Origin of the sequence: Nocardia aurea (assembly GCF_003123685.1) — a bacterium.
GTDB lineage: Bacteria > Actinomycetota > Actinomycetes > Mycobacteriales > Mycobacteriaceae > Nocardia > Nocardia aurea.
The window spans coordinates 1-26,869 of record NZ_QCYJ01000100.1 but is presented as its reverse complement, the minus strand read 5'-3'; the positions used below and the strand labels follow the sequence as shown (position 1 = coordinate 26,869).

The following is a 26,869-nucleotide window of genomic DNA, read 5'->3' as shown; positions in this document are numbered from 1 at the left end:
CGCAAACCGAAACGTCAACCTATTGAACTGATCTGTTAGCCGCTGTAGTGGATTGCTGCTGCAGCGCGAAGCTCGGAGAGGCGTTCGTCGTCCAGGCCCAGCAGCTCGCTGAGAACCTCTCTCGTGTGCTCACCGAGACGAGGTGCTCGCCGACTGACGACACCTGGCATCGAATGCAGACGGGCGACAAACCCGCGCTGCACGATCTCGTCGTCCGGCACGACGACCGGGAACCCCAGGGCGCGGAGTTGCGGGTGGTCGAGCACTTCACGTGGCCGAAGTACTGCGGAGGCCGGAACGCCATAGTGCTGTAGTTCCTCGGCCAGGTATTGAGCCGAATGGGCGCGCGTCGCCGCAGTGATGTCTTCGTCGATCTCGTCGTGTCGCCGATGTCGCTCGTCGACGTTGCCGAGTCCGTCACTGTCGGAAGGGAGACCGAGCACCAGACATAGTGATTTCCACTGGAGGTCGTCTTGGACGCTGATCGCGATCCAATCGTCAGCACCGCTGGCAGGGTAAACGCCCTGGGGCGCGAACCTGTCGTGGCGATTTCCTCTCGGCGCGGCAACCGCGCCGGTCATGGAGTACTCGACGAGAGTATCGCCCACTCCGGCAGTCACTGCTTCCCGCTGAGGAGCATCGACGTGGACGGCCCGTCCGGTTGCGTTCCTGGCTCGTAACGCGGCCAGAACGAGACCCGGCGAGGATACCGAAACCAGCTGATCAGGGTAATTCACGTTGTTCCCGGTCCAGACCGGCGGTGTGCCATCGCCGTAGCCGGTCATGGCCATGACGCCACCTAGCGCCTCGAGGGTTGACCCGAAGGACGCGTACTTGGCTTCGGGTCCGGCAGATCCCTGTGAGCTCAGCGAGAGAAGAACAATTCGTGGATTTGCGGTCTGCAGCGCCTCGAAGCCGATGCCGAGGCGTTCGAGGACGCCGCGGCGGAAGTTCTCCACCACGACGTCGCTCTTGGTGACGAGATCGAGGAAGATTTGTTTTCCAGCCTCTGTTTTGAGGTCGATAGCTACGCTGCGCTTGCCGCGGTTGGCCGAGGCGAAGGGGGGGCTCACGCTTGTGCCCGACGTTTTCCCACCAGCTATCTGGGCCCAGTTGCGGAACGGGTCAACGTAGGTGGTCGACTCGACCTTGATGACGTCTGCTCCGAAGTCCGCGAGCACCTGCGACGTCGCCGCGCCGGCTGTGATGATTCCGAGGTCGAGTACCCGCAGGCCGCTCAATGCTCTCGTTCTGATCATCGTTCTCTCCCTTGACTAACGGGCCGCAGACCGTTGAACATCACCGGTGCTGCTGGTTGGACAGCGGTCACGCCCCCGATCTGCAGCGGTTGGAGGAACTTCTGGGCCGCATACTGCTCGGACCGCACGAGTTGTTCGGCCGTCATCACCGGACCGGCTGGCACCCCGACACCTTGCAGCGCCTGGTACAGCTCGACCTGCGTACGTTCAGCGGTGACGACTTCCAGGCGATTCACCAGCGCGGTGTTGTGCTCGAGGCGGCCGGCGTGAGTGTCGAAAGGCGCCGCACGGAGACACTCGTCATCGAGTACCGACAGGACCTGATCCCAGTCGGCTGCCCGGTAGTAGAACCCGAAGTAGCCATCGGCGCATCGAATGACGAGCGGTCCGGAACGCTCGCCTCGAGCCAGTTCGTTGCCCGCCTGCGCGTAGACGCGCCCCTTCCACTCGACGTAGGCGCCGGCTTCTAGTCGGCTGATCCGGACGTCGTTGCACTCCGCACCGTTGCCGAGCTCGATCGCGGTCAGCGCTATCTGCGCCCCGGTGAATGCCATCCATCCTGTGGTGTAGTCGATCGAGTGGCCGCTGAGCGCGAGAGGAAACCGTGTCGGATCGCCGATCAGGCTCAACAGACCACTCGACGCCTGGGCGATAAGATCTCCGCCGCGCCAGCCCGTCTGAGGACCGATCTCCCCGAAGTCGCTGATGTGTACGGTGACCGTCGCGAGGTCATGGTCGGCGTCCTTCGGGACGATAGCGACGTCAATTCGGCCCGGCAGTTCGCACAGCGGGTGCTTGCTCTCGTCGAGGTACGTGCGCAAAGCCAGGCGTTCCTGGTCGAGGTGGCCTTCGTGGGCGACCAGGACGGTGGCGCCAAGATCGGCGAAGTGCTTGCCGCAGTAGGCGGCGGCCAGGTCGTTGCCGTACTCGATGACTGTCAGGTCGGCAAGGGGCGCGGTGATTGTGGGGTTGGTCATGACTGGTCTCCGGTTCGGTCCGTCGACCAGCACGGAGCAGACGATCCCGGCCTCTCGGCGGGACGGTCCCACCGAAGTGGAATTCCTTCCATGCTGATCGGTGGGGTGAGCCGGCGCACGGCTCTCCCGTTCATGTCGAAAACCCCGGGATGGAGCCGCTCGCTGGCCCATGGGAGGGCGAAAATGGGCCCGTCCGGTGTTGCTGTACCGGCCAGCATGTGGGCAGTCCGCGCCAGCGAGAGCCGGGTGATAGAACCACTACCTTCGCGAACCCGGCGGGCGAGACCCAGGATGGCCGCTGCGGCAACCTGATAACCCGTGCTGAAGTCGAGTGCCTCGACGGGAAGGTGGCGTGGGCGACTGGCGTCGACGAGGTGCCCGAGTGCGTTGAGTGGCAGTCGTGCCACCGGATCTTCGTTGGCCCATTGAGAGACGCTGTGTGCGATCCCGGTGGCGTACTGCACCAAAGTGTCGAAACCGCGTCGGTTCCGCCACGGCCCGACCCAGCCGTAGGCGTTCATGGCGACATCGACGAGACCCGGTCGTAGGGTGGCTCGTTCCTCAGCACCAAGGCCGATGCGCTCGAGCGCGTCGGCGCGGTGGCTCGTAATCAGTACGTCGGCCGACGCGATGAGCTTGCGCAGTACGCGAGTACCGTGATCTGTTTTGTAATCCAAAGTGGCCCATCGCTTGCCGAGGCCAAGGTCGTTCACTCCCCAAACCAGGAACTCATCGCCGTCGGGGTGATCGATGCGCAGGACCTCGGCACCGAGTGCTGCCAGGAAACGGGTGGCCATCGGTCCGGCGACGACACGGGTGAGGTCGAGAACGCGAATCCCGAGTAGTGGACGTTCTGCAGTGGGCTGCCAGCGATCTGGTGCCTGCTCCGTGGTGACGACCGCGGCGAGGGGCTCGGTCGCGACCGCACGGCCAGCGGGGTGCTGGAGCCACTCCGACTGGGAACGGGCCAGGGCGGCTGCCGCACCCGCGGCGATCAAGCGCTCTTCGGCGATCTCACCGGGCAGACCGGCCACCGCCCGAGCGATTGCGTCGATATCGTCGGCGCAGCCCAGGGCGGTCACCATCCGCGCCCTCAAGGTCGGGTACGTGGCCTGCACCCTGAGCCAGCGATTGTCCGCAGTCGGGAACTCGGCCATCCACTTGGAGTGGATCCCGTGCTGCCCGGAAGCACCGAGCGGTCGGCTCGGCGCGAGGGGAAAGTCGAACCAGACCGCGGCCTGGCGACGGTCGACGCGGGTCAGCGGTGTTGGAAGCTCCGCCGCCGAGCACAGCTCGGCTACGGCTGCCCCGCACACTGCGAACGAGGCCGCGGCAAGGCCCGCGACGGAAAAGGGAGAGGAGAGCTCACCCTCACCCACAAAGGCAATTCGGTCTACGATGTTGGACTGTCCGCCGAGGCCGGTCCACATCTCGGCGGACAACTGGTGACTGGTCTCGAATAGCGAGCTGGTGTGCCCGAGCTGCTCAGATCTCATTCGACTCACCTTCCTCGGTACTGAGGCGGCCGCTTCTCCGCGAATGCGGCACGCCCTTCCAGTCGGTCGTGGGTGTCACGGAGAGCACCCCACAGCAGCTGCTCGTACTCCAGTCCCTGCGCCAACGTCTGATCCTGCGCCGCATACAACGCGCGCTTGCCGGCGCGAACCGCCAAGGGAGCATTGGCAGCGATCAAGCCAGCGATCTCCAACGCGCGAACCACAAGCTCCTTGCTGTCGACCAGCTCGGACACCAGGCCGAAGCGCAGGGCGGTGTCGGCGTCGAAGATTTCGCCTGTAAGAAGCCATCGCTGCGCGATGCCGATCGGGACGCGCCGAGCCAACCGCTGCGTCCCGCCTGCTCCCGGCAGCGAACCAATGCGCGCCTCGGTCAGGCCGAAGCGGGCCGACGTCGCCGCGATCTGAATATCGGTGGCGAGAGCCAGCTCGAATCCTCCGCCGACGGCGATTCCGTTGACAGCCGCAATGACAGGCTTCACGAAGTCGGCGGGTGGGGTCACTGCGGTAACTGTGACTTCCCTGTTCAGATGCGTCTGCGCGAAGCTCCGAGGTGGGGGCGGAGTTCGCTTGAGGTCCGCGCCGGCACAGAAAGCCCGCTCTCCGGCTCCGGTGAGGACAACGACTCGAATCGCATCGTCCCCGGCTGCCTGCTGCCAGGCAGAGCGGAGCGCAGCCGCCATAGATGGGTCGATCGCGTTCATTGCTTCAGGCCGGTTCATCGTCAGGACGAGCGTTGCACCCAACTGCTCGACCTTCAGGTCGTCCTCGCCGCTCACGAAAGCACCTCGCGGCGTGCTGAGACACAGGACTGTGTAGCGGGCACCGAGCTGACTACTCGGGTCTGCCATGGCGGCATGATCCGGTCGACGGCCGAATAGCCCCCGGTCGAACCAACTAAATCTCTAGGCATGACGCTCTCCTCAGGAACCGGGGCTGGCGGCCGGACGCCGAGCCGGCATAGCGAACAGGCTCTTGCCGCCGCAGCAGTAGAGGATCTGACCGGTGATCGCTCCTGCGCGGTCGTCGACCAGGAAGCGCACGAGGTGGGCGACATCGTCGGACGTACCGATCCGTCCGCTTGGTTGGGCGCGGAGCACGTTGTCGAAGACGGTTTGGGGAACCTTACGCAGCATGGGGCTGTCGATCAGGCCGGGCGCCACGCAGTTGACGGTAATTCCCTTCGAGGAGAGTTCCACCGCCAGAGCACGGGTGAGGCTGACGACGCCGCCCTTGCTGGCCGCGTAAGCACCTTGCCCCCACCATCCGAGCCATGCTCGGGAAGCGATATTGACGATACGTCCGCTGCCATCCATAACAGCGGCCACGGCGCGACAACCGTTGAATACCCCGTCCAGATTGACGTCGATCACCCGATCCCAGAAGTCCGGCTGGATCTTCCGCAGCGCCGCGTCGCCCTCGATGCCGGCATTGTTGACCATGATGTCGACACCCCCGAACTCGCTGACCGCACGTCGGACGAGCTCCGTGACGGCTTCCGCATCACTGACATCGGCATCGATGGCGAGCGCGGTACCACCGTTCACGCGAATGCCCGCAGCCGCCTTCTCCGCGGCTTCGGCGGAGATGTCGTTGATGATGACGTTGGCTCCGTCGTAGGCGAGCCGGGTGGCGATGGCCAGGCCGATGCCGCTGGCCGCGCCTGTCACGACTGCTGTCCGTTTGAGCGGCTCTGTTCTACCTTCAGACATGGGATCTCTCTTCGGAATCAGGCGGTGAGCGAGCTCAAGACGCTGAGCCCGCCCGAAACGTGAAGGACCTGGCCGGTGAAGTAGCCTGACCGCTCGTCGGCCGCAAATGCGATCGCGAAGGCCACGTCGCCGTCGTCGACAGGGCCTGTGAGCGGTGGGGGCGGCTCGGCCCACGGGTTGTCGGCCGTGTACGTCGAAGGTCCGGGGGGACATATGAGGTTGACGGTGGTGCCCTGCGGTCCTAGCTCGAGAGCGAGGCTGCGGGTGAGGCCCACCAGGGCTGCGGTTGCGGCCGCTTCCTCGGCACGCCCGGGCCATCCAAGCCAGTCCCTGTTGCCGACGAGGACTACGCGGCCTCGCCCTGTCGCGGCAAGGCCGTCTTGGTGCCGGCGTATGGCGGCGAGGGCATACTGCGCATCGATGGCGTCGGTGATGACGAGCACCTGTGCAAGTCCGGTCGCCTCGTCGTCGGGACTAACGACGTAACCGGCGCCACGGAGTTCATCAGCGGCAACCGCCGCCAGCGGACCTTCTCCCAAGATTACTACGCGCGCATTCACGGCGATCTCCTCAGTTCGCGAGCACGTGCACGCTGCACGCGCCGTTGTCTACTCCTGCAATCCCACCCCCGGTCACGTGAGTCACCGCGACCTGGCTATTACGCACCTGGCGGGCACCGGCCGCGCCTGTCAGTTGCTGGTACACCTCGACGATTTGTGCAACTCCGGTGGCACCGACAGGATGGCCGCGAGCGATTAGCCCACCGCTCGGGTTGACTGCGACGGAACCACCTGACAGCGGGCCGCCCTCCGCCAGGAACTTCGCGCCTTCGCCGGGAGCGCAGAACCCCAACGTCTCGTAGTACAGAAGCTCAGCGATGGTGAAGGCGTCGTGGACCTCGGCCACGTCGACATCGGCAGCCGTGATGCCGGCCTCCGCGTAAGCCTGGCCGACAGCGCGGACCGAGATGTCCGGCGTAAGCAGGTCGCGGGGTGCGTTCGAGTAGGCACCGGAAAGGACGACCGACGCGCGGATGTCGACCGCGGGCGAGGTCAACTCGGTGGCGTACTCGGGCGAGCACACGAGCACCGCCGCGGCGCCGTCACTGTTCGATGAGCACTGCAGCAGGGTCAGCGGGTCGCAGACCATCGGCGAGGACAGGACATCATCGAGCGTCACCGGATCCTGGAATCGCGCGATCGGGTTGAGGGCTCCGGCCTGCCGGTTCTTCACCGTGACCTGAGCCATCTCCTCCGGGCGCACGCCGTACTGCCAAAGGTAGCGGCTTGCCCGCATCGCGTAGACGGCCGGCATGACCGATCCCTGCGTAGCCTCGATGTCTGTGCTGTCGAGCGGAAGGGTTCCGCCGCCGAGCGCGGACAACTGCTCAGCCCCGACCGCGATCACGCTACGGGCGCGCCCGGAAGTGACCAGCTGTGTTGCCACATGAACGGCCGTGGCGCCGGTCGCGCACGCGTTTTCCACGTTGATCACGGGGATACCTGTCATTTGCAGGCGTTTGAGTATTCGCTGCCCGACGAGGGTTCCCCCCAGGGCCGTACCGGTGACAGCCACGTCGATATCCGCCCTGTCAGCGCCGGTCAGTTGGAGCAACCCGCGCACCGCTCGGGCACCGAGAACCGCGATGTCGTCGCCGACCTTGGTGAACGGGGTGGCGAATGCACCCGCAACTGTCGCCCTGATCACGGTTTCTTTCCTTCCTGTGTAACGACGGACGCGGTGAGAATCGGTACGGAACCGGTCTGGCCGGTCTGTGCCACCACGACCGGGGTTTGCGGTAGCAGCGGTGTGTCGCTGCACTCGTATCGAGCCATCACACGCAGTTCTTCGCCGAGATCGATGTACGAGAGCCCGTAGGGGAGCGCGACGCCTTTGGGGCCGCGGCGCACTACTGTGGCGGAATACACGACTCCAGCGCCGCTGTTCCATTCCTCCACGACATCGTCGCTCAGGCACTGAGGGCAGAACTCGGGTCGTGGCACAGCGACCGCACCGCAGGCGGCGCACCGTGCCACCCAGACGCCCGAGGGAACCCCGGTCTTCAACTGCTCCGTCATCAGCCAACCTCTATCCGTTTCGTACTTGTCTTGAAGGGATGAAACGCCACCGTCCGGACCCGTGAAACGGTTCGGACTCGAAGGGAGCAGGAAGCCAACCCTGCAGAGGCATCGCGGCTCCGAGGAGTGCCGGACCGAGGGATCATCACGTCTCGGCGCGGCCTGCAGGGGTCCCCGTACCACCGCCCCCGTGCTACGGGGACCCCTGCACCGATCGGGTCAGGCCGGGGCGGCTGCGTGGCCCAACCAGATGGCCTTGGTCTCTGTGTACTCCCGGAGAAGGTCGGGCCCCAGTTCGCGGCCCACGCCGCTGAGTTTGTAACCTCCGAACGGCACGTTGATCCCGAAGGCTCGCCACGTGTTGATCCATACGACGCCGGATCGCAGTTGCTTGGACACCTGTGCGGCCCGGTCGACGTCTTGTGTCCAAAGGCCCGACACCAAGCCGAACTCGGACTCGTTGGCGATGGCGACGGCTTCCTCTTCGCTGCCGAAGGCGATCACCGCTCCGATCGGTCCAAAGATCTCCTCGCACCGGACCCGCGACGACTTGCCGGGCGTGGAGTAGAGAGTGGGTTCTACGAAGAGCCCGGTGGACCCGCCACCGAGTGCCGCGCCGGACCGGCCGCCGAAGAGCAGCGTCGTCTCCTGCTCGCCGTCGGCGATGTTGAAATATCCGGTGACCTTTTCGTAGTGGGCCCGCGATGCGAGCGGTCCGATCTGAACCTGCGGGCCGAGGGGATCCCCGATGACGACCTTCTTGAGTGCTTCCTTGAGCCCGTCCAGAACCTCGTCGTACACATTCTCGTGCACCAGTAGCCTCGAACCGGCGTTGCATGCCTGCCCGGTTCCTGCGATCAACCCGCCGAGGAGGCTCGGCACCGCGCGTTCGAGATCGGCCTCAGGAAAGACGATCTGCGGGCCTTTGCCTCCTAATTCGAGTGTTGTGCGCAGGACTCGCGCGGCCGCAGCTTTTGCGATCTGGATCCCTGCCGCAGTCGAACCGGTGAACGCCACTTTGTCGATATCCGGGTGCCTCACCAGCGCGGCGCCTGTCGCAGCCGCCCCCGTGACGACGTTGATGACCCCCGCCGGCACGCCGGCTTGGTGTGCCAATTGCGCCAGTCGCAGGGTTGAAACCGGAGTGACCTCCGATGGTTTGACGACAACAGTGTTCCCGGCTGCGATCGCCGGGAACAGCTTCCAGGCCAATAAGAGCAAAGGGTTGTTCCACGGTGCGATCGCCGCGATCACACCGATCGGCTCCGGCCGGGTCCAAGCGTCGTGGCCGGGCAACGTCGGCTGGAGTGACGCCCCGTGGTGGTTGATCGCGAGTTGGCCGACGTAGTCTGCCAAAGCGGGGAGCATCGAGGTAGCACCTCGCATCTCAGTGATCGTTTTACCGTTTTCGTGGACCTGGAGACGGGCCAACTCCTCCACGTTCTGACGGATGAGGTTTGCCAAGACACGCAGTACCTCCGCCCGCGCGGCGACCGGGGTTGCCGCCCAGCTGGGAAAAGCGGTCCGTGCCGCCTGTACTGCATGGTCGACGTCATCGTCCGTCGCGGCGGCAAGGACGCCCCACTCGGTTTCCTCGTACGGATCAAAACAGCGGAAACTCTCCATTCCCGAGGACGAAACGGAGGCACCGTCGATGAAAAGCTCGTATCGTGACTCCGGATGGATCTCGGGGAACCGGGCTGAGACGACTTGTACGGCGGTCATCGCTGCACCCGAAGCGGCAACTCGAACAGCTGGTTGATCCAGGTGCTGTTGCCCCGACGAGGCTCACCGGCCAGCTCGAAGCTGACTTTGCGCTGCAGGAGCTGCTCGAGCAGAATCCGTCCCTCCATCTTCGCCAGCACGTTGCCGACGCAGCGGTGGGGTCCGGAGCCGAAGGCAAGAGTCGTGGTCTCCGTGCGGCCCGGGTTGAAGGCATGTGGGTCGATGTATGCCTCCGGATCGCGATTCGCGGCGACGAACTGCATCTGGATCACGTCGCCCTTGAGAACCTGAGTGCCAGCGACCTGTATGTCAGTGGTTGCGATCCGCGCCATGTTCATAGCCGGCGTGATGTGCCGCAGGAACTCATCGACGAGGCGAGCGGCTTCACCGGTTGCCACGAACTCCCTTGAGACTTTGGCGATCTGCTCGTCATGCACGATCATGCACATCATCTGACCGATCAGTGTGTGCGTGGTTTCGTAGCCCGCCACGATACAAAGGAAGATGAAGAAGGTGAACTCCTCCTGCGAGATCTCGCCCCGTTCGGCGTACTGCGCCATCACGGTGGTGACGTCGTCCTGAGGGGCCTTCAGCTTCTCCTGCTGGAGTTCGCCGATGTACGCGAAAATCTCCTGCGCGATCACCAGCATGCGGGTTCCGGCGTCGTCGTACTGAGCTACGTGGAAGATCGCGTCCACCCAATTGACGATGTCCTCACGACGGCTGCGGGGTACGCCGAGGATCTGCGCGATGACGCGCGAAGGGACGTACTTCGCGACCTTCTCGACCCAATCGAACTCGTCGTTGACGAGCGCGTCGTCGAGGACCTCGTCGACAACGTCACGCACCCAGTGTTCGAAGTTGGCAACCACTCGCGGACCGAACGACGCGGCGACGGCCCGCCTGACACGGCTGTGGACAGGAGCGTCCATGCGCATCAGCAGCGCAGCCCACATGGCAGTCTCTTCGGGCGGCTCCGTGACGCCCGGCACGGGAAAGTTGAAACCATGCTTGACGGTGATCGCGTCGCCGCGCTTCTCGATGTCGAGGATGTCAGCGAACCGTGTCGCCATCCAGAAGCCGCCGTTGAAGGTGCCGTAGGAGGACGGCTGCCAGTAGAGGCCGGGCAGCTGCCGCACACGGTCGAACGCATCGTGCGGCACAGCGTCGGCGAATGTCGCCGGATCACTGAAATCCGGCAGGCCGAGGGTGGTTTCCGGGATTGTGGTCATGTTCTTCTCCTGTGAACGGACTGGTCAGTTGGTAGGTGCGGTAGAGCCGAGCAGCGAATGGGCCACCGGGCACTTCGCCGGATCGCCGGTGCCGTCGTGGGGGTCCTCCTCGGCGGCCTTGAGAGGGAGGCGCTGCACCTCGGCCATGACGGCGTAGGCATGCTCCATCGCGAACTCTCGCGACGCGGGGTTGGTCGCTACGATGTAGTGCCCGGCCAACATGCCGTCGAAGGCGGCGTAGGCAACAAACTCGCCGGTCTGTGCGTACGGCGACACCGCTTCGCGGAAGCCCTCATCGGCCTCGATCAGTGACTGCACCAGCTCGGTCAGGACCCATCCAGGGGCGAGCATGGTCACGCCGACGCCGGAATCCGCGAAGTCGCGTCGCGCTACATCGGTGAATCCGAGGGTCGCGTATTTGCTGACCGTGTAAGGGCTGATGGGCATGACGTGCGGCGGTACCCCGAGTGAATGCTCCGAACCGACATTGAGGACATACGCTGGCTCACCTCGATCGTCCGCGGCGCGCAGGTCGGCAGCGAAAGCCCGGATTCCGTTGAAGACACCGAGGACGTTGACCATGAAGAGCCGCGCTGCGAGCCCGGGGTCGGCGGTATCGAGACCGGCCCCCGGCTCAGCTGACGATCCCGCGTTGTTGACCAGGACGTGGGCGCCGCCATAGGCATCCCGTACGTGGGCGGCCAAGTCGACCATGGCCTGGTAGTCGGAGATGTCGCAGTCGACCCAACTGGCCTGGCCACCAGCAGCCGTGATCGTCTCGACGGCCTCTGTGGCATCGCTGTTCGAAGCAATTACCACCCGAGCTCCGCGCCGCGCCGCCTCAAGAGCGAGAGCACGACCTACACCCGCACCGCCGCCTGTCACGACGACATTTGCTCCCTTGAGTTCTGTCATGCCGTTGTCCCATCGTGAGTGTTAATCCGGTGTGACCGACATTACGAAGACGCTCCCTTCCGAACATCTCCCGTGGGGATTCCTTCGATCACCCCCTGGGGTTGATGCCCGCTGCCCGGGCTGCTGAAAGCCGACCGAAACAGGGCGACACGATGGGAGCGGGTAGCGCGGTGCAGGACGCAAAAGAGGCAGCTTCGTGAGGCCCGCACTGACCGGATTCACGCTCGTGACACCCGTCCGGGAGGTGGAGTGACCACCAGCGAGTGATGATCGCGCACCCTTCCAACGCCTAGCGTTCAAGCCAAGCACAGTGATTCCGGTCACCGGATTCGATAGAAGGAGGACGGCAATGGCGCAGGTGGTATTCGTCGCACCGGACGGCACCCGGCACGAGGTCGACGCAACCAAGGACAGCAGTGCTATGAATGCGGCCCTGGACAACTTGGTTCCGGGCATCCTCGGAGAGTGCGGTGGCGAGCTGTCATGCGCTACCTGCCACGTGTTCGTTCAGGGAGAATGGGACAGTGTCTTACCGGTGATCAGCCCTGAGGAAGACGCGCTCCTTGAGGCCACCGCAACGGAGCGCGCCAAGAACAGCCGCCTGGCGTGCCAGATTGTCTGTAGGGCCGACATCGACGGCATCGTCCTGCAACTCCCGGCGGATCAGTGATGACCGACCCATCTGCCAATGGCCGCGTCGTTGTAGTCGGTGCCGGCCAAGCTGGCGCCGAGGTGGTCGCGGCGTTACGTCAAGGCAAATATTCTGGCCCGATCACAATGATCGGTGAAGAACCTCTCTACCCATATTCTCGTCCCCCCCTCTCAAAGGCGTACCTCAAGGGGACATCATCTGCGGCCGACCTCCTCCTGCGACGGCGCGAGGTCTATGAACAGCACAACATCGACGTGCAGATCTCCACAAGCGTCAAGTCCATCGACCCCCAAGGCCGATCTGTGGCACTGGGCGACGGGCAGAGACTGCCCTACGACCATCTCGTAATGGCGACCGGCGGACAGGCGCGCACGCTTCCCGGCACGGTCTTGGCGCCCAACGTGCACTATATGCGGACCAAAGTCGACGCAGACGCTCTGCGCGACCGCATGACGCTTGGGAGCCGAGTCGTGGTCGTAGGCGGCGGATACATCGGGCTCGAGTTTGCGGCCGTTGCCCGAGCACTCGGCGTCGAGGTGGTCGTCGTCGAGGTCGCTCCACGGCTCCTGGCCCGCGTGAGTTCACCGGTGATCGCTGATTTCTACCGGTGCCAGCACATCGACCGAGGGGTCGACGTGTCGACCGGCTCCTCTATTGAGGGCTTCGACCACGATCAGTCCGGCGCGGTGACCGCGGTCCGCCTCGCGAGCGGACGTAGCGTGCCAGCCGATTTCGTGGTCGTCGGCATCGGGCTCGTGCCTCGCACCGAGCTGGCGGAAGCTGCGGGCATTGCCGTCGAAGACGGCATCCTCGTGGACGCGCACATGAGTACGTCGGCCCCTGGCGTCTACGCAGTCGGCGACGTTGCACGCTTCCCCGAGGTCACGAGCGGGACGCTGCGCCGCCTCGAGTCGGTGCCCAACGCGACCGAGCAGGCGAAGGTCGCTGCCGCGTCCATCCTGGGCCGTCCACGTCCGTACGAAGCGCTGCCGTGGTTCTGGTCCGATCAATACGACCTGAAACTACAGGTGGCCGGCGTCCTTGAGCATGGCCATGAGCTGGTGGTTCGAGGCGACCCTCGGATCGACACGTCATTCATGGTGCTACATCTCAACCGGGGTCGGGTTCGCTGTGCGGAAGTTGTCAATGACCCGGCGGGTTTCGCTGCAGCGAAGCGACTGATCGTGAGCGGCCAGCAAGTCCCGGTCGAGGCGCTGCGCGCGGGGACGAAGCCACTTAAAGAAGCGCTCGCGCTCACCTGACGAATGTAGACGGATGAGAGCCGTCTCCACGAACCGGCTCTTATCCGTCTCGTTCGTTCTCCGGTCAGGCCTGACCGGCGTTGGCCAAGAGCCACTTCGATACCGCCTCGGCGCGATTCGAGGCGCCCAGTTTCCGCAAGATGTGCTTGACGTGTGTCTTGACCGTGTCTTCCGAGAGCACTAGGCGTGAGGCGATTTGTGCGTTGGTCTCACCACGCGCCAAGTGTCGCACGATCTGGAGCTCCCGCCTCGTCAGTTTCTCGGCCAGCACGTCCATCGACGCCGAGCCGAGCGATGAACGCCAACGCGGCGCCGAACTACCGGTTGCTGCCAGCGGCGCGGGTGGACTCTCCAGCCCACGATCCATCTCATCCGGCGCTGCCGCCTCGCCAATCAACTGATGCAGGCTAGAACGAATGCTCTGCAGACGCGCTTCCATCGACGCTCGCTCGAAGGCGAGACTGAGGCCATCTGCAAACATTGCCAGGATATCGCGGTCGAAAGAATCGATATCTCCGCGGTGGAACACACGATCGCCGTGCACAAGGCCCACTACGTGTGACTGCAAGACGATCGGAGCAGCGACGTAGCTGCGTGAGAGGGAAGCTTCCGCCATCGGCCGATGTACCCGAGCCGTGCTCTGAACGTCGCGGACCAGCGCCGGTGCGCGCCGCCGCACCACCTCCGATTCAGGCATGCTGGCACCGCGCAGCGAAGCCGGCGCCAGTTGCCCAACTTGGGTGATGATGTCAGCCCATGCCTCGTCGCCGACGACGTGGGACGCCTCCGTAACCCACTGGGCATCGATAACTCGCGACATGATGGCGCGATCGAACCCGAGGTGGCAGATCACCTCGGGCACCAGTGCAATCAAACGCGGCAGTGACTCGGCCGCCTGGAGTCGGCTTAGTGACGGTCCTACGGCCTGAAGTACTGCTTGCCGGCGCCGAGACTCGCTTTCACGGACGACTACATCGAGCCGACGAAGGCGGTCGATGAGCGCCAGCAGGTTGTGATCGCGCGCGTCTCCCTGCGCCGATGTGCTTTTCAAGGCTCTTCTCACAACCTCCCAAGCCTCTTCGAGCGCCCGGGTTGCTGTACCGAAGTCGTTCACCTCTCCGATCGGGACGCTGGTCGCCGGGCGCACCAGGTCAAGCGCTGAATTCAAGACCGCGTCGAGCTCTGCCAGTTCTCCCGTGCTCACCGTGCGCTCGAATGGAGAGGGCAGTAACGGCCGCAGGTGGCCTTCGAACGCAATCTGCGTCATGACCATCCCCTTCCAGCTACCACTGTGACCATCGTCATAATGGTAACGACTCATGGTAGTGCATCACATAATGCGGCGACTCCTACCGAGCATCGAGAAATATCACCCTTTCGGGTGATCACGCCTATGTCGTGTCAATGCGTCCATCGCACCTCGGAGTCGTATCAGCAGGGCGAGTCGTCGCGCACTTTTCGCAGCATCCAACGCTGTCGCCGCGGTCTGCCCATAGAGGTGACGGCGAAGTGACAGACGTCGGGGCGCAGGCATCGTTGCATACTTCGACGTGCCAAAGCACTAGAGCCTTACATCAGTCGCGGTATCCGGGGCGGTTGTTTGACCAGCAACTCTTTGGGTGAGCCAGCGCGGGCGAAACGGCGGATGTTGCCGCGCGCCAAACCCAGCTCGCGACCGATACTGCGCAGGGACTTACCGCCCGCCAGCAAGCCATGGATTCGGGCGTGACAGTCGCGGGTCCGCATCGCGTCCGATCAGCACGCAGATGCGCCTGGACCGGACCGTGTGCCGGAGCTGTCGCGACCTCGCCGATCCCGGGCAGTTCCGGCCGGTGATCGACCTCGGGAATCGTGGTGAGGCGACGCCGGTGCCGAGCGATGGTGCGTTCGACGGCACCGCCGAGGTTGTTGGGTCGGACCGGAGCGCCCTGCCGGGATTGCTCCCGGTGGGTTTCCCCGGCCCGCCCGCCGAACCCGGCGTGCCGATTACTGAGCGCCGGGTTCTCCACGAGATCATGCCGCCGGTGTCGGTGCGGGCAGCGCCGCCAGCCAGGGTGCGGGAATCGCCTTGCCTCGGTAGCGGTATCGGGTGGACCGAGACCGCCGGGAGGTCGAACAATTCGACTCCGTCGAAAGCGCGTCGATACGCACCGTCGAACCAGCTGCACGAACCGCACCGATGGCCATCCAGTCCAGATGTGGAAAGGAACCCTCAGTACTCCGCGATCACACCATCGGCGATGGGCCAACCCGACTGCGTCTCAGCAGATCTCAAGCTGGATCAATCACGAAGTGTGTGCCAGAGCCAGTCTTCAACCGGAACCGGCAGAACCGGAACGCAGATTTGCTGTCCGAGAAATAGGACAGTACGGCGATTTCTGCAATCCCGTTCAATGCGAATATGAGCAACGACGATATTTCCAGTAAGGCAATTATGAGGACCGCACGAGCCGCGAACAAACGAGTGGCAGGTAGGGAAATCAGAGAGGGATCAATCGTCCTCGGCACGGCGATTGTTCTGATCGGCAGCACCGTTGGCCCCGACTGGCTCCATAGCCCAGCTGACCCGAAGACGGGGACTCCCTCTGTGGCGATGGATTTCAGTGCCTTGAGAGTCGCCACCGAGGGCGGCCCGTCCGCAGTCCAGACAGCCTACTTCGGATGGCTTTCGTGGATGCTCTTTGTCGGCGTGATCGTCCTGGGTGCGTTGACCGTACGCAGCGCGAGTCGGTTGTGGGCAGCCGCAGGTCTGGTCGCGGGCCTGATGGCCCTATTCTTCTCCGTCCTAGCCATTAAGGGGCCCTTGACGTGGTCGCAGACTGCCGAAACCTTGCCGAACATCAGGCTCGGCGGATACATGGTACTCGTCGGACTTTCGGCTATGTTGGTCTTCAGTGCGTTCAGGCTATTCGCACCGAGAACGGCACCACCTCGCTGATTCGGTATTCTCCGCAAAATCTCCTGACAACGAAGAAGCGTGCTGGCCCACCTTACGTTTGGCTGGCAAGCTCTACGAGGTGCATCGTCCGGGGTGAGCAAGGAAGACCACCGTATCGATATGAAGGAGGTCGCCGACGTCGCGCGGGCGTCGCGTCCGAAGGTGATCGTGGCGGGGTGGTCGGCGATCTCGCTATGGGTGGACATGGCCCACTTCGCCGGACTTGTCGCGGCCGATCTGCATCCGTCGCCGGTGCCGTACGCCGATGTGGTGCCCTCCACGGTGCACAAGACCTTGGGCGGTCAGCGGTCGGGTCTGATCCTGGCCAAGCAGGACTTCGCCGAGATCGTCGTCGGTGGCCTGCTGGGCAGATTCCTGCTGAAGCTGCGGGTACTGACGTCGTGGGCGGTGGATTGTGGTTCAGCTTCTTCACCTGCCTGGTCGGTGCGGTGATCCTGCTGTTTCTCCTCGGGCTGGTCACGGGCCGCCGCAGCGCCCTGCGCTGAGTCTTCCGGCTGGTTCTCGTCGAGGGCGACCACCTACTGGGCGGTCGCCCTCGACGAGTGTCCGGGGTAGCGGAGAGGACAAATGCTCCGACACTCGCTGAACTGCTCTCGCTCCCAAGCGAATAGGCGATGATGGCAGGCATGGAATTGCCCGAGATTGATCTGACCGATTTCACCAGTGCTGACCTTAAGGTCTTGGAACTGTGGTGGAAGAACGAGTCAATCGCGAACTACGTCGGCCCTCTCGAGCACCAGCTTCGGCCTTCGGTTGGCGGCTCGAGAATCAGCGCAGGCATATATCGCGCTCGGCCACTGCAACGGTGGATGGCACGCGATCCGGAAACGAGCGCTCCCATTGGTTATGTTTCGGTTCAGGTAACCGGCGATGGCGGCCCTAACGAGGGCGATCCCGTGAACCCACCCTTCCACGGCGGGGTGAATATTGCCGTGGACCCGAAGCGACAATGCGGAGGGATCGGGACAGCGATCCTCATGGCACTGCTGACACACGCCGACCTGGCCGACGTCGCGACGCTGGGCGGGGTTGTGGAGGCCAAGAACCACGGCAGCTTGGGGATGCTGCGAAAAGTGGACGTAGTTGCGAACGTGACCGAGGGAGAAGTGGAGAAGCGAAGAGATAAGTTGTTTCGCCACTTCGTTATTGAGTCGTCACGACCGAGCGATGCGCCTTTTGACCGACGATGAAACTGGTTTATCGGGGTGTGGACCGGGGCTCGTGAGTGTGCGCGCGGCGGGGACGAGTGGCTGGCAGGCTTCGAGGAGTTCGGTGAGTTCGGCGGGGATCCGGGCGGCGTTCTGCAGTATGAGGGCGATGCCAGCGAGGATGTCTTTGATCATGGTGGTCAGCGTTGCGCGTTTGGCGTATTCGGTGCACCCGGTGCGGGCTGATCGCTGCGGATACGAGGTCGACCGGTGTGTGCGGGCCTGGGCTGCCGAACGGTACCGAACACGGTCCGCTGGTATGTGAGGGGAGTGGTGGTGATCGACCCACACGAGGTCCGTACCCGAGAGGATCTTCAGCGGGCATTGCATTCGCTCTACGTCGGCGTTGCGGTCAGCTACCACAAGCTCGCAGCGGCTGCGGGAGTAACGGCCGCCCCTAATACGATTCACGGCTGGGTGCAGGGCATCACCTTCCCTCGGTGGGTAAATCTCGATCCTGTCCTGCGTGCGTGGGGTATTTCCGAGCCGGGTGCGCTTCGAATGTGGAAGGACGCACACACTCGGGCCAGCGACGAGTTCAGGCACCGCCCGGGGGTCTCGCTGTCGGAGATATTGGATCCATTCGCTTTGGAGGTGCACGAAACCATCACCGCCTCGAGCGCGGAAGGCCGGGGTGGGGGCAAGGCGGAGATGCTGCCGCCCTACATAGCGCGTGCTCACGATGATCTGCTCGCCGGTGTGGTGGAGCGGGCACTGGATGGGTGCAGCGGGATCGCTGTCATGCTCGGTGATTCTTCGACGGGCAAGACTCGCGCTCTGTGAGCTCGACGGGGCAGGCGGTTATCGGGACGGCGATGGACGCGGTGCGGATGGGACATCCGAACGTGTTGCCGTTCACGCTGCTGCGCGATGCTGCCGCAGGCTATCTCAGCGACGCCGAATGGGACTGCCTCGATCACGACTGGTTCGAGGCCGCGCTCGCCGAGACCAGCAGATCGTGTAAGGGCGCACGCGGTCCGATCACCCTCATCCGCCCCCGCCCCGCCAGCGCACCCGGCCGACCGGGGCGGCAGGGCACTGGCGGTGACACCGCAGAGGAGCAGGTGTATCAACTGGCCGACTACCTGGACCAGCACGGTCGACGCACTCGCGCCCACCTGATTCCGCCACTCGGGTTCTGGCAAGCCGCCGCCCACACCCACCGCACCCACCAGCACACCCTCGCTCAGGCCGCCTGGGACCGCAGGATCTACCGTGAAGCCGCCCAACTGTGGAAGAACGCCACCAGCCACGGCCACCCGCGCTCGGCCCGCGCACTCGTCACCTCCATGAGCACGCTGTTCCCCGACGACCCGAAACCCGCCACCTGGGCTGCCGAGCACAGTCCCCTCGATCCGGCCGGTGTAACCGAACTGCTGGACGAACTGCGGGAGAACGGGGCACGCGAACAAATGCTGGCGCTACTGGCCCGCGACCCCGCCACTCACACCGCACTCGGCCACCCGCGTGACGTGGCGCGCGTATTGCGCGGATTGCGGCAATCCGGGGCGCACGAACAGGTGCGGGTATTACTGGCGCGCGATCCGGCCGCCCATGCCGAGCTCGATGACCCGCTGGGAGTGGCGGGACTGCTGCGTGAGTTGCGGACGGCAGGGGCAGACAAGCAGGCCCTCGTGCTGGCCGAGCGCGCCGCCGCGCATGCCGTTCTCGATGACCCGGGCGCGTCGCGTGGCTGGTACGCGAGTTCCGAAAGTCCGGCGCACACGAGCAATTGGGAGTCTTGCTGGCACGCGACACTGCCGCGCACGCCGAACTCGATGACCCGATGACGGTGTCCTGGCTGCTCGGCGAATTATCGAAGGCCAACGCACACGACCAAGTGCACGCTCTGCTGGCCCGCGACCCTTCGACCAGCACGCTCGACGACCCACGCGAAGTGGCCTGGCTGCTGCACCGATTGCAAGGCGCCGGGGCACACGAACAGGTACAGGATCTGCTGGCCCGCGGAAACCCCACGTTCTCGCTTCAAAAATCGTCGCGAGCCGGGGTGGATCGGCCGCTTTTACTGTCTTTGGGGGCTGCCTATTCGGCGGGAGTGTCGGGTGTGGTTGCCATGGTCTGCAGGGTGCCTTCGTACCAGGCGTGAACGGCCAGCCAGAGGTATGGGGGTTGGCCTTCCTCGTCTTCCTGTTCCCGCGCCCGCTGGATCAGATATTGCAGCATCGTGTTGTCCGGAGAGGGGACGGGGTATGGGAAGTTGGCGGTGGTCTCTGTGATGCTGTCTGCTTGGTCGTCGCGGTGGCCGTTGGCGATGATGCGGTGTCGACTGTCGAGCGACGTACCGTCGGAGATCATGAAGACACCTCGAACTGCTGGCGGCAGGTTTCTGGTTCGAGTCCAGATGGGGGAGCATAAAAAGCAGGTCAGGCATGGTCACCGTGCCTGACCTGCTTTGGTTTGCGGACTAGGCCAAGAATATGCCAAAAATTCCGGTCCTGACTTCTGGCCGCTGCAACCCCGTCGGCTGTGGTGTGGCCCATCAGTCTGTCGCTTCCGATGTTTGACGCGCACGACCCGTGCGGTAGGAAGTTGAGCATGTCGAACATGGCCGATCGGGGACCTGCTAGCGTGCCCCGCCCGTTACGGTGTAACCACCTCCGTGTCGATGCCCGCGGGTATCCGATCATCGCGACGATTGGTCAGGAGTCGCCACCAGACTTCGGCACTGTTTCCGAAAGGCGCAAAATCGCTATGGCAGCATTCGATCTCTGCGCTGTCTGCACGCTCCCCTTTCATGACGAGTTGCGTTGGCAGGTGATGTTCGAGGAGACGGATGAGGACGTCACTACATCCGAAGCTCCTGTACACGAGATATGTGGACTGTATGCAGCCCAGATCTGCCCGTTCGTATCTTCGCCATATGCCCGGCTGAGTCGAGGTGAAGGGCGTAAGGGCGAGCGTCGATCTGAACTTGTCGTGTTGAGTGGGTATCGCGCAACTAGAGCCGTCCACGGCAAAGCATCCAACATCCAGTCGGACGCGGTGCTGCATTTCGACATGGGCGGTTATGTACGTCGACATGTCTTGCGCACCAGAGGGGATGCCGAAGCAGCGTACTCCACAGCCTTGGCGGCGGAACGCCCGATGGAACTCGATCAATACGAGCGCCAGCTTGTCGATCTTCTTTGTAGTCTGACGGACCCCGAGGGCGAGGACTCTGGTGGTGTCATGGCTGGCGCAGCGTGGCATGTTGGGGCGGGATTCTGTGCCGGAGTCACGCAGGTTCAGGGTCTTGACCGTTACAACGTCGCCCCGTATACGACCATTGCTGTGCAGGCGTTAAAGGACCGGACGGTTCGCAAGTTGGCAGACGATTTTCCCGATAGGTACACGCGCGCCGCGATGCAGTGGCTGATCACCCGGGACAGACTACCCGCCATACTCGCAGGGTGGAGAAGTGATGGCCGCCGTCGGTTCAGCCAAGTCCTGAAGCCCCTTGCTAGTCAAGATAAGTCGGCCGAACGACGGAAGGCTCAGCGGAAGAAGCAGTCAGCCGCGAGGCGAAACAACCGACGTTGAGTCGTCGATTCGCTCCCTATTACCGGGCAGTCCGGGTACGAGGGGAAGTCGCAGGTTCGTGTCCTCGGCAGGACACGCAAACATGGTCGCCTGGAAAACGACTGGTCATCGTGGGTGTTTACCGAACCTAAGTATCGCGCCGCCGTCGCGTTGGTCTTCGCGGTTCCCGTGTTCGACATTGTCGACGTTCACGCAATTCCCGGCCGGTCCGCTCGAGTAATTGGGCAGGTGGTGGGTCCTGGTTGATGTTCTACCCGATGGCCTCCTTTTTCGGGGTCTTCGGCTCGGTCTTGGTGCCGGGGCGTTTGTTGGGCCGGTAGGACGGTCCGTTCATGAAGACCTGGTGGCTGGTGTTGATGAGCCTGTCCAGGAGAGACTCGGCGACAACGGGATTCGGGAACAGCGGATACCAGTCGACCGGTGACCTGTTGGAGGTGAGGACCATGGAGCCACCGGCGGCGGCGCGTTCGGAGATCAGTTCGTAGAGGTCGTCGGCTTGGGTGGCGGTGAGTTCGCGCATGCCGAAGTCGTCGAGGATGAGCACCGCGGGCCGGACGAACTCGCGTAGCCGTTTGTCCCAGGTGCGGTCGGCGTGACCACCGGCGAGGGTGGCGAGGAGTCGGCTGGTTTTCATGAACCGGACCTCGGCGCCCTGGCGGATTGCCAAATGTCCAAGTCCTTGTGCCACATGAGTTTTCCCGACTCCGACAGGTCCGTAGAGCACGACCGATTCACCGACGGGCAGCCACCGCAGCGCCGCGAGGTCGCGGATCTGAGCGGCGGGCAGTTTCGGGGAGGCGGCGAAGTCGAACTGCTCCAGGGTGAGTTGTTGTTCGAATTGGGCGCGGCGGATGCGGCGCGCGATCGACTGGGATTCGCGCCGCGAGATCTCGTCATGGCAGAGGACCTGCAGGAACTCGATATGCCCGAGATCCCCGGCGCGGGCTTGGGCGAGACGGGATTCCAGGGTTTGCAGCATCCCTGAGAGCTTCAAGGTTCGCAGGGCTTGTTCGAGGGCGACGTCGACGATCATGCCGAAACCCCCTCATCACGGTCGAGATCAGCCGCGCCATCGCGGGCGTCGTCGTCGCGGTCGGTGTTCGTCGTGGTGGCGGCGATAGCGGCCGGGCTGTTCGGGTTGGGCAGGGCCATGACGTTTCCGAACAACCGCGAAGGTCCATGCAGGAACGCCGCGGCACCTCCGTCGCCGGTCGATGGTGGTGGCGGGTCGGTCTCGAGCCCGGCGACGAGGATGCCCTTGATCGTCCGATAGGACGGGTCCCCGACAGTGATCGCTTTGGCGCAGGCCAATTCGAGCCGGGCAGTGCCGTGTTTGTCGGCCAACCCGAGCACTCCTTGGGCAGCGCGCAGTCGGAAAAGCGCGTTCTCTGAAAGCAATTCGGCGATCACCGCGACGGTTGATTCGCCGATCTCGGTTGCGCGGTTGCGGCACCAGGTCGGTCCCCGCATGGCGAAGGCGATCTTTTCCGGCGGATAGTGCGACAGGTCGGACTGTTTGCCGAACGGTTTACGCACATGGGTGGCGATCAGCTCGCCTCTGTCGAAGATCTGCACCATCGAATACGTCGACCGGACATCGACCCGGCGACCGATATGACGCCACGGAACCGAATACAGCGTCTTTCCTGCCTTGACATGGATATCGGGCCCGACGGTTCCCGTCGTCCAGTCCGCGAGCACAAAGTCCTTGCGCGGTAACACAATCAGCGCTTCGGATTCGATCGCCGCGAACACCGATATCGGTGAGGCGCCATCGAGTGGCCGGCACGAACGGGCCCCTGCGACCTCCCGGCACCAATCGAGGGCCGCGGACTGCATCTGGGCCAGCGACGTCCATTCCCTGCCACGCCAGAACGAGTCACGGATATAGGGCATCGGCCGCTCCACCCGCGGCTTGTCCTTGGGTTTCCCGCGTCGGGCCGGATCCACCAAAGTGGCGTAATGGTGGGCTAATTCGGCATAGGAGCGGTTGATCTTCGGGTCATACAGATCCGGGCGCGCGACCCCGGTCCGCAGATTGTCGGGCACCAACCGAGCCGGGACACCACCGAAGAACGTGAACGCCTCGACATGGGCTTGGGTCCATGCCTGCTGGTCCATGGTCAGCACCGGCCGCACGAACATCAACCTGGAGCAGGCCAGCACCATCACGAACGCCCAGATCCGGCGCCTGCGACCACCCACCGGATCAGTCCACGAACCCAAATACCCGTAATCGATCTGGGCTTCCTCACCCGGCGGCGGGTCATCACGCAGCACCGTGACCTTCGCCCGCTGGTCCTGCTCCGCAAGGTTCGCTTCCACATACCTTTTCAGCGACGACATCGACGCGGTCAAACCCGCCTCGTCACGCAGCCGCTGCCAGATCGTCTGCTTGCTCACCCCCGCGTTGAGCATCGAAACGATGTAGTCACGATGGGCCTCGATCTGCGGCCATGTCGTCTGCCGCAATCGCGTGTCGGCCAGCTGCGGCAACCACTCCCGCACCAACTCGCCCCACTCCTGCGGCGACCGCACCGGACCACCGCCCGGAGACAGCCCGGCCGCCACGGCCGGATCCACATACTTCTTCACCGTCTTGCGGTCCAACCCCAGGCTGGACGCAATCTGGCTCTGCGAACGACCCGCATGCCAGTGAATCAAGATCTCGACGATATCGACCACGTCGAACGTTCTCCTCGCCAACTCTGGCTCCCATCACCTTCATCAGATGGGAGCAGCCAACTTCCTGCGAGGACCACACCAGCCGCAACACGCCCACCACGATGGGGAATTACGTGAACGACACCCTGCCCGATTACGTGAACGAGAGACCGGGAATTACGTGAACGAAAACCGGCTCAACCTGGGGATTTCCGTGAACGCCGACAGACATGCCTTCGGCGGGGCATATCGAGATGAGATCGGGTCTGCCATGGATTCTCGGTATTAAGCTGGGTCGTCCAGGGTGAATACCTGCCGTCGGTGGCGCGCCGAAGGGATCCAGTGGGCCGGTGGTCATCAGTTCTGATGAGTTCCCGACCGATCGGGTGTGGTGTTCGTCTCGGTCCGTCACGCCGATTCAATCAGCAAATCATCGACTAATGCACGTAGAGCTGTCGAGTCGACAACGGGCAGTGCAGAAACCGGAATCTCCCAACTGGTGAGAAACCAGGCGAGTGCGAGAAGTCGCCTACTTCGGTTGTGCGGGGGGCTTACGGCCGGTCTCAATGTCGGGTTGCGCGGTGAACGCATTACGCGATCGGAAACCTGCGTCTGTTCGGGGTCGGTCTCGGCGGTCGCGATCGCGACGTCACGAAGTGCCACGGCCTGTACTTCCGGGTCGGTGATGGTGCGGGCGATCGTTTCGGCGTGTTCGGGGTTGGTTTTCGCGATCGTGGTCGCGACTTCACCGAGTGCCCATGCCTGATATTCCGGGTCGGTGATGGTGCGGGCGATCGTTTCGGCGTGTTCGGGGTTGGTTTTCGCGATCGTGGTCGCGATATCACCGAGTGCCTGTGCCTGTTGCGTTGGCTTGGTGATGGTGCGGGCGATCGTTTCGGCGTGTTCGGGGTTGGTTTTCGCGATCGCGGTCGCGATATCACCGAGTGCCCATGCCTGTTGTGCCGGGTCAGTGATGGTCCGGGCAACCACTTCGGCGCGTTCGGCGACACGGCCCGCCCGTTCGGCATCGAATTCCGCGATCGCGGTTGCGATGTTACTGAGTGCCTGTGCCTGTTGTGCCGTGTCGGTGATGGTGAGGGCGATCGCTTCGGCGTGTTCGGGGTCGGATTCTGCGGTCGCGGTCGCGACCTCGCAGAGTGCTTGGGCCTGTTGTTCCGGGTGGGTGATGGTGCAAGCGATGGTTTCCGCGCGGTCTGGGGCGGAGTCCGCGGTCGCGGTCGCGACCGCACGGAGTGCCAGAGCGTGTTGCAACGTGTCGGTGATCGTGTGGGTGACTGCTTCGGCGTATTCGGGGTCGGATTCCGCGATCGCGAACACGACTTCACGGAGCGCCACGGCCTGTTGTTCCGGGTCGGTGATGCTGCGGGCGATCGCTTCGGCGAGGCGGCCTGTGTGTTCAGGGTCGGATTGCGCTATCGCGGTGACGACCCGATAGAGTGTCCGTGCCTGTTCGACCGGGTTAGTGATGGTGCGGGCGATGGCTTCGGCATGTTCGGCGAGGCGGCTCGCGTGTTCGGGGTTGGTTTTCGCGGTCGCGGTCGCGATATCAGCGAGTGCCTGTGCCTGTTGTGCCGGGTCAGTGATGGTGCGAGCGAGCGCTACGGCGTGTTCGGGGTCGACTTTCGCTATCGCGGCCACCACTTCACGGCGTGCCTGGGTCTGTTGCCATGGGTTAGTGATGGTGCGGGCGATGGCTTCGGCATGTTCGGCGAGGCGGCTCGCGTGTTCGGGGTCGGTTTTCGCGGTCGCGGTCGCGATATCAGCGAGTGCCTGTGCCTGTTGTGCCGGGTCGGTGATGGTGCGAGCGAGCGCTACGGCGTGTTCGGGGTCGGATTCCGCGATCGCGGTCGCGATATCACGGAGTGTCCACGCCTGTTGTTCAGGGTGGGTGATGGTGCGGGCGATCGTTTCGGCGTGTTCGGGGTCGGTTTTCGCGATCGCGGTCGCGACCGCACGGAGTGCCCATGTCTGTTGTTCCGGGTCGCTGATGGTACGGGCGATCGCTTCGGCCCGTTCGGCGAGACGTCCCGCCCGTTCGGGGTCGGTTTTCGCGATCGTGGCCATGACCGCACGGAGTGCCCATGTCTGTTGTTCAGGGTGGGTGATGGTGCGGGCGATCGTTTCGGCGTGTTCGGGGTCGGTTTCTGCGACCGCGGCCGCGACCGTACGGAGTGCATGGCCCTGTTGCTGCGCGCTCGTGATGGTGCGGGCGACTGCTTCGGCGTGTTCCGCGAGGCGGCCCGCCCGTTCGGGGTCGGATTCCGCGGTCGCGGTCGCGATATCAGCGAGTGCCCACGCCTGATGGTCCAGGCCGGTGATGGTGCGGGCGATCGCTTCCGCGCGGTCGGGAGCGGTCTTCGCGACCGCGGTTACGACCTCAAGGAGTGCGCCGACCTGCTGCTCCAGGTCGGCAATGTTGCGAGCGACCGCTGCGGCGTGCTCGATCAGGTGGCCCGCGCGATTGGGGTCGTTCGTCGCGATCACGGTCGCGACCGCACCGAGCGCCTCGGCCTGTTGTACAGGGTCGGTGATGGTGCGGGCGAGGGTTTCCGCGCGGTCGGGTTGGCCGAGTTCGGCCCATAAGACCGGCAGTGTTGTGGGGATGTTGGTGTTGTGGTGGTGGAGGCGGTCGCGGTAGCGGGCCAGGCGTGCGGTGGTGAGCAGGTTGGGGTCGGGTTGGTCGCAGATGTGTTGCTGCACAGCGCCGATCTCGGCTAGAGCGATCACGTCACCGCCGGTTCGCGCGCGGATACGGTCGTGACGGACGGCGTCCAAGGCCAGGGCACTGGTGCGCGCCAGGTCTTCGTGCTGGCCCAGGATGGGAAAGTAGCGGCGCAGCAGGAAGTCTGGGGTGTTCTCGGGCCATCCCTGGTCCCGATAATGGTCGGACCAGGTGTGGAGTCGCTCCAGGGCTGTGTCGAGCTGAATTCCGAGTTGGTGTTCGGCGATTTCTTGCAGGGTGTCGTGGGCCAGTACGTATACCAGTTCCTCAACACCGTCGAGGCTCGGGGGTATGAGATTGGTGCGGAAGCTGCGACCGGCGCGTTCACGCAGTAAGAGATCAGTTCAGAATGAGTTGTTGTATCGGTTTGGTCTGCCGCACAATATGTCCGATACTTCCGGGGTGGGTGATGAGGTGGTGACCGATGCG

General features: G+C 64.0%; 23 protein-coding genes and 3 pseudogenes. 10 read left to right on the top strand and 16 right to left on the bottom strand.

The genetic code is table 11. The features are described 5' to 3' along the window. Positions 1-35: 35 nt before the first annotated feature. The 11 genes from DAT37_RS20520 to DAT37_RS20470 form a co-directional block, all read right to left on the bottom strand. On the bottom strand, positions 36-1,259 hold the full coding sequence (locus DAT37_RS20520; RefSeq protein ID WP_109526441.1) for a CaiB/BaiF CoA transferase family protein: 1,224 nt from the start codon (positions 1,257-1,259) through the stop codon (positions 36-38). Further along, a complete protein-coding gene (locus DAT37_RS20515; RefSeq protein ID WP_157978576.1) occupies positions 1,256-2,236 on the bottom strand; it encodes a CoA transferase in 981 nt (326 codons plus the stop codon). Before DAT37_RS20515 ends, DAT37_RS20520 begins: the two co-directional genes overlap by 4 nt. Beyond that, complete coding sequence (locus tag DAT37_RS20510) at positions 2,233-3,732, bottom strand: CoA transferase (protein WP_109526450.1); 1,500 nt, start codon at positions 3,730-3,732, stop codon at positions 2,233-2,235. Before DAT37_RS20510 ends, DAT37_RS20515 begins: the two co-directional genes overlap by 4 nt. Before the next feature lie 5 nt (positions 3,733-3,737). Further along, positions 3,738-4,529 carry an enoyl-CoA hydratase/isomerase family protein gene (locus tag DAT37_RS20505; protein ID WP_232839887.1) on the bottom strand — a complete coding sequence of 264 codons (792 nt, stop codon included), beginning with the start codon at positions 4,527-4,529 and terminating at the stop codon, positions 3,738-3,740. 144 nt (positions 4,530-4,673) lie between these two features. Beyond that, the gene (locus DAT37_RS20500; RefSeq protein WP_109526438.1) at positions 4,674-5,462 is read right to left on the bottom strand and encodes an SDR family oxidoreductase; all 789 of its coding nucleotides are present in this window, start codon (positions 5,460-5,462) and stop codon (positions 4,674-4,676) included. 17 nt (positions 5,463-5,479) lie between these two features. After that, a complete protein-coding gene (locus tag DAT37_RS20495) occupies positions 5,480-6,022 on the bottom strand; it encodes an SDR family oxidoreductase (RefSeq protein WP_157978575.1) in 543 nt (180 codons plus the stop codon). 10 nt (positions 6,023-6,032) lie between these two features. Next, entirely contained in the window at positions 6,033-7,169 is a 1,137-nt protein-coding gene (locus DAT37_RS20490; RefSeq protein ID WP_198654370.1) for a thiolase family protein, read from the bottom strand. After that, positions 7,166-7,540, bottom strand: coding sequence for a Zn-ribbon domain-containing OB-fold protein (locus DAT37_RS20485; RefSeq protein WP_109526435.1), 375 nt, complete (start codon positions 7,538-7,540; stop codon positions 7,166-7,168). The genes DAT37_RS20490 and DAT37_RS20485 overlap by 4 nt, the downstream gene beginning before the upstream one ends. 219 nt (positions 7,541-7,759) lie before the next feature. Beyond that, entirely contained in the window at positions 7,760-9,265 is a 1,506-nt protein-coding gene (locus DAT37_RS20480) for an aldehyde dehydrogenase family protein (RefSeq protein ID WP_109526434.1), read from the bottom strand. Next, the gene (locus DAT37_RS20475) at positions 9,262-10,497 is read right to left on the bottom strand and encodes a cytochrome P450 (RefSeq protein WP_109526433.1); all 1,236 of its coding nucleotides are present in this window, start codon (positions 10,495-10,497) and stop codon (positions 9,262-9,264) included. The genes DAT37_RS20480 and DAT37_RS20475 overlap by 4 nt, the downstream gene beginning before the upstream one ends. Positions 10,498-10,521: 24 nt before the next feature. Continuing rightward, positions 10,522-11,412: an SDR family NAD(P)-dependent oxidoreductase gene (locus tag DAT37_RS20470; RefSeq protein WP_109526432.1), complete on the bottom strand. Its 891-nt coding sequence runs from the start codon at positions 11,410-11,412 to the stop codon at positions 10,522-10,524. Positions 11,413-11,761: 349 nt separating this feature from the next. Between DAT37_RS20470 and DAT37_RS20465 the strand changes: the two genes are divergently transcribed. Further along, positions 11,762-12,082, top strand: coding sequence for a 2Fe-2S iron-sulfur cluster-binding protein (locus DAT37_RS20465; protein ID WP_109526431.1), 321 nt, complete (start codon positions 11,762-11,764; stop codon positions 12,080-12,082). Further along, the gene (locus DAT37_RS20460; RefSeq protein ID WP_157978574.1) at positions 12,082-13,326 is read left to right on the top strand and encodes an NAD(P)/FAD-dependent oxidoreductase; all 1,245 of its coding nucleotides are present in this window, start codon (positions 12,082-12,084) and stop codon (positions 13,324-13,326) included. Before DAT37_RS20465 ends, DAT37_RS20460 begins: the two co-directional genes overlap by 1 nt. Before the next feature lie 64 nt (positions 13,327-13,390). Here the strand turns inward: DAT37_RS20460 and DAT37_RS20455 are convergent, their stop codons facing one another. Continuing rightward, on the bottom strand, positions 13,391-14,593 hold the full coding sequence (locus tag DAT37_RS20455) for a helix-turn-helix transcriptional regulator (RefSeq protein WP_157978573.1): 1,203 nt from the start codon (positions 14,591-14,593) through the stop codon (positions 13,391-13,393). A gap of 1,134 nt (positions 14,594-15,727) precedes the next feature. Here DAT37_RS20455 and DAT37_RS45565 point away from each other — a divergent pair. The 6 genes and pseudogenes from DAT37_RS45565 to DAT37_RS20425 all read left to right on the top strand — a co-directional run bounded on the left by DAT37_RS45565 (position 15,728) and on the right by DAT37_RS20425 (position 19,283). Continuing rightward, complete coding sequence (locus tag DAT37_RS45565; protein ID WP_157978572.1) at positions 15,728-16,264, top strand: hypothetical protein; 537 nt, start codon at positions 15,728-15,730, stop codon at positions 16,262-16,264. A gap of 52 nt (positions 16,265-16,316) precedes the next feature. Next, positions 16,317-16,609 (top strand): annotated as a pseudogene (locus tag DAT37_RS45560) (serine hydroxymethyltransferase); the annotation flags it as partial. Between the two features lie 3 nt (positions 16,610-16,612). Then, a pseudogene (locus DAT37_RS45555) lies at positions 16,613-16,770 on the top strand (GlsB/YeaQ/YmgE family stress response membrane protein); the annotation flags it as partial. A 141-nt stretch (positions 16,771-16,911) separates the two neighbouring features. Next, positions 16,912-17,475, top strand: a complete 564-nt coding sequence (locus DAT37_RS20440; RefSeq protein WP_157978571.1) for a GNAT family N-acetyltransferase — start codon at positions 16,912-16,914, stop codon at positions 17,473-17,475. Positions 17,476-17,769: 294 nt separating this feature from the next. Then, a complete protein-coding gene (locus DAT37_RS20430; protein ID WP_157978570.1) occupies positions 17,770-18,276 on the top strand; it encodes a hypothetical protein in 507 nt (168 codons plus the stop codon). After that, entirely contained in the window at positions 18,273-19,283 is a 1,011-nt protein-coding gene (locus DAT37_RS20425; RefSeq protein WP_109526424.1) for a hypothetical protein, read from the top strand. The genes DAT37_RS20430 and DAT37_RS20425 overlap by 4 nt, the downstream gene beginning before the upstream one ends. A gap of 253 nt (positions 19,284-19,536) precedes the next feature. On the opposite strand, the gene DAT37_RS20420 is transcribed toward DAT37_RS20425, so the two are convergent. Next, positions 19,537-19,809: a hypothetical protein gene (locus tag DAT37_RS20420; RefSeq protein WP_109526423.1), complete on the bottom strand. Its 273-nt coding sequence runs from the start codon at positions 19,807-19,809 to the stop codon at positions 19,537-19,539. Between the two features lie 396 nt (positions 19,810-20,205). Between DAT37_RS20420 and DAT37_RS44180 the strand changes: the two genes are divergently transcribed. Beyond that, positions 20,206-21,033: a hypothetical protein gene (locus DAT37_RS44180; protein WP_157978569.1), complete on the top strand. Its 828-nt coding sequence runs from the start codon at positions 20,206-20,208 to the stop codon at positions 21,031-21,033. Between the two features lie 250 nt (positions 21,034-21,283). On the opposite strand, the gene istB is transcribed toward DAT37_RS44180, so the two are convergent. From istB to DAT37_RS20400, 3 genes and pseudogenes are all read right to left on the bottom strand, one after another. Continuing rightward, positions 21,284-22,066 (bottom strand): IS21-like element helper ATPase IstB, encoded by a 783-nt coding sequence (istB, locus tag DAT37_RS20410; protein ID WP_109526421.1) that lies wholly within the window; start codon positions 22,064-22,066, stop codon positions 21,284-21,286. 134 nt (positions 22,067-22,200) lie between these two features. Further along, positions 22,201-23,718 (bottom strand): annotated as a pseudogene (istA, locus tag DAT37_RS20405) (IS21 family transposase); the annotation flags it as partial. 387 nt (positions 23,719-24,105) lie between these two features. Then, entirely contained in the window at positions 24,106-26,445 is a 2,340-nt protein-coding gene (locus DAT37_RS20400) for a coiled-coil domain-containing protein (RefSeq protein ID WP_109526420.1), read from the bottom strand. 30 nt (positions 26,446-26,475) lie between these two features. Between DAT37_RS20400 and DAT37_RS20395 the strand changes: the two genes are divergently transcribed. Next, the gene (locus DAT37_RS20395; RefSeq protein WP_109526419.1) at positions 26,476-26,775 is read left to right on the top strand and encodes a hypothetical protein; all 300 of its coding nucleotides are present in this window, start codon (positions 26,476-26,478) and stop codon (positions 26,773-26,775) included. Positions 26,776-26,869: the final 94 nt, after the last annotated feature.

Coding starts and splice junctions, on each gene's coding strand:
- DAT37_RS20520 (WP_109526441.1), bottom strand. CDS start 1,259: ATGATCAGAACGAGAGCATTGAGCGGCCTGCGGGTACTCGACCTCGGA.
- DAT37_RS20515 (WP_157978576.1), bottom strand. CDS start 2,236: ATGACCAACCCCACAATCACCGCGCCCCTTGCCGACCTGACAGTCATC.
- DAT37_RS20510 (WP_109526450.1), bottom strand. CDS start 3,732: ATGAGATCTGAGCAGCTCGGGCACACCAGCTCGCTATTCGAGACCAGT.
- DAT37_RS20500 (WP_109526438.1), bottom strand. CDS start 5,462: ATGTCTGAAGGTAGAACAGAGCCGCTCAAACGGACAGCAGTCGTGACA.
- DAT37_RS20485 (WP_109526435.1), bottom strand. CDS start 7,540: ATGACGGAGCAGTTGAAGACCGGGGTTCCCTCGGGCGTCTGGGTGGCA.
- DAT37_RS20480 (WP_109526434.1), bottom strand. CDS start 9,265: ATGACCGCCGTACAAGTCGTCTCAGCCCGGTTCCCCGAGATCCATCCG.
- DAT37_RS20475 (WP_109526433.1), bottom strand. CDS start 10,497: ATGACCACAATCCCGGAAACCACCCTCGGCCTGCCGGATTTCAGTGAT.
- DAT37_RS20470 (WP_109526432.1), bottom strand. CDS start 11,412: ATGACAGAACTCAAGGGAGCAAATGTCGTCGTGACAGGCGGCGGTGCG.
- DAT37_RS20465 (WP_109526431.1), top strand. CDS start 11,762: ATGGCGCAGGTGGTATTCGTCGCACCGGACGGCACCCGGCACGAGGTC.
- DAT37_RS20460 (WP_157978574.1), top strand. CDS start 12,082: ATGACCGACCCATCTGCCAATGGCCGCGTCGTTGTAGTCGGTGCCGGC.
- DAT37_RS20455 (WP_157978573.1), bottom strand. CDS start 14,593: ATGACGCAGATTGCGTTCGAAGGCCACCTGCGGCCGTTACTGCCCTCT.
- DAT37_RS45565 (WP_157978572.1), top strand. CDS start 15,728: ATGAGCAACGACGATATTTCCAGTAAGGCAATTATGAGGACCGCACGA.
- DAT37_RS20440 (WP_157978571.1), top strand. CDS start 16,912: ATGGAATTGCCCGAGATTGATCTGACCGATTTCACCAGTGCTGACCTT.
- DAT37_RS20420 (WP_109526423.1), bottom strand. CDS start 19,809: ATGATCTCCGACGGTACGTCGCTCGACAGTCGACACCGCATCATCGCC.
- DAT37_RS44180 (WP_157978569.1), top strand. CDS start 20,206: ATGGCAGCATTCGATCTCTGCGCTGTCTGCACGCTCCCCTTTCATGAC.
- istB (WP_109526421.1), bottom strand. CDS start 22,066: ATGATCGTCGACGTCGCCCTCGAACAAGCCCTGCGAACCTTGAAGCTC.